This window comes from Kitasatospora sp. NPDC093558 (assembly GCF_040683475.1).
Lineage (GTDB): Bacteria > Actinomycetota > Actinomycetes > Streptomycetales > Streptomycetaceae > Kitasatospora.
In genome coordinates this window covers 1-1458 of sequence record NZ_JBFBDY010001146.1, presented here as the reverse complement: position 1 = coordinate 1458, position 1458 = coordinate 1, and the positions used below count along the sequence as shown (strand labels likewise).

Genomic DNA, 1458 nt, shown 5'->3' with positions numbered 1-1458 from the left:
GGCGGCGAGGTCAACCAGACCGTCGTCGAGATGGAACGGGGCTTCCTCTTCCTCATGGCCATCAGCGACGGCTCCGCCCTCGCCGTCCTGGCCGCCCCCGACTCCGACATCGGCCTCGTCGGCTACGAGATGGCCCTGCTCGTCGACCGCGCAGGCGCCGTCCTCACCCCCGCACTCCGCGCAGAACTCCAGGGCAGTCTCCTGCACTGACGGTTCGTCGGATACCGTCCAGGTATTCGAAGCACCTCCGCGTCCCTCCCGGGCCCGCTTCGGCGGGCTCGGGTTCGGACGTTGTACGGCCTTCGCACCACCGGCTCCGGACTCGCGCCGTAGCTCGCACCGCAACCGCCGCACCCTGTGAGGAGAGGAACCGTGACACCGCCCGACGACCGCAGTGGCCCGTACGGTGGCGTTCCGTACCCTGGCACGGGCCATGACGCCTTCGGAGCACCCGGCGTCGGCCACGGTCAGCCGTACGGCCGGCCGCAGTTCGGTCAGGAGTACGGACAGCCGCCGTTCGGCCACCAGCAGGAGCAGTACGGCCAGTACGCCCAGCAGGGGCAGCACGGCCAGTACGCCCAGCAGCCGCAGCCCTCCTTCGACGTGCCGCCGCCCGGCTACCCGGTCCCGCCGGCCGGGCCCGGCCGGGCACCCGGCCACCAGCCGGCCCAGGAACCCGGGCACGTCGAGGAGTTCGAGGACGAGCCGGACGCGGGGCCGCTGATCCGGCCGTTCGCGATGACCGGCGGCCGCACCCGGCCGCGCTACGAACTCGCGCTGGAGGCCCTCGTCTCCGCCGACGTGGATCCGCAGCGCCTGGCCACCCTGCTCCCCGAGCACCAGCGGATCTGCCGGCTCTGCACGGAGGTCAAGTCCGTCGCCGAGGTGTCGGCGCTGCTCTCCCTCCCGCTGGGAGTGGCCCGCATCCTCGTGGCCGACCTGGCCGAGGCCGGCCTCGTCGCCATCCACCAGCCCGCTTCCGGGGGCGAATCCGGAAACCAGCCCGACGTCACGCTGCTCGAAAGGGTCCTCAGTGGACTTCGCAAGCTCTAACGCGGCCGCCCCCACCCGCGCCACCACCTCCGCGAAGATCGTCGTCGCGGGCGGCTTCGGTGTCGGCAAGACCACGCTCGTCGGCGCCGTCTCCGAGATCAACCCCCTGCGCACCGAAGCCGTCATGACCTCGGCCTCCGCCGGCATCGACGACATCAGCCACGTCTCCGGCAAGACGACCACCACCGTCGCCATGGACTTCGGCCGCATCACCCTCGACGAAGACCTCATCCTCTACCTCTTCGGCACCCCCGGACAGGACCGCTTCTGGTTCATGTGGGACGACCTCGTCCGCGGCGCCATCGGAGCCGTCGTCCTCGTCGACACCCGCCGCCTCGCCGACTGCTTCCCCGCCCTCGACTACTTCGAGAACAGCGGACTGCCCTTCGTCGTCGCCCTCAACGG

The 1458-nt window shown here is 71.3% G+C and carries 2 protein-coding genes and 1 pseudogene; all 3 read left to right on the top strand.

Annotated elements, in window-relative coordinates; all coding sequences use genetic code 11:
• A pseudogene (locus tag AB0O00_RS39260) lies at window positions 1–210 on the top strand (roadblock/LC7 domain-containing protein); the annotation flags it as partial.
• A gap of 162 nt (window positions 211–372) precedes the next feature.
• Entirely contained in the window at window positions 373–1053 is a 681-nt protein-coding gene (locus AB0O00_RS39255; protein WP_363659455.1) for a DUF742 domain-containing protein, read from the top strand.
• The coding region (locus tag AB0O00_RS39250; RefSeq protein WP_363659454.1) for an ATP/GTP-binding protein at window positions 1034–1458 on the top strand (425 nt) is incomplete at its 3' end. The genes AB0O00_RS39255 and AB0O00_RS39250, both read left to right, overlap by 20 nt.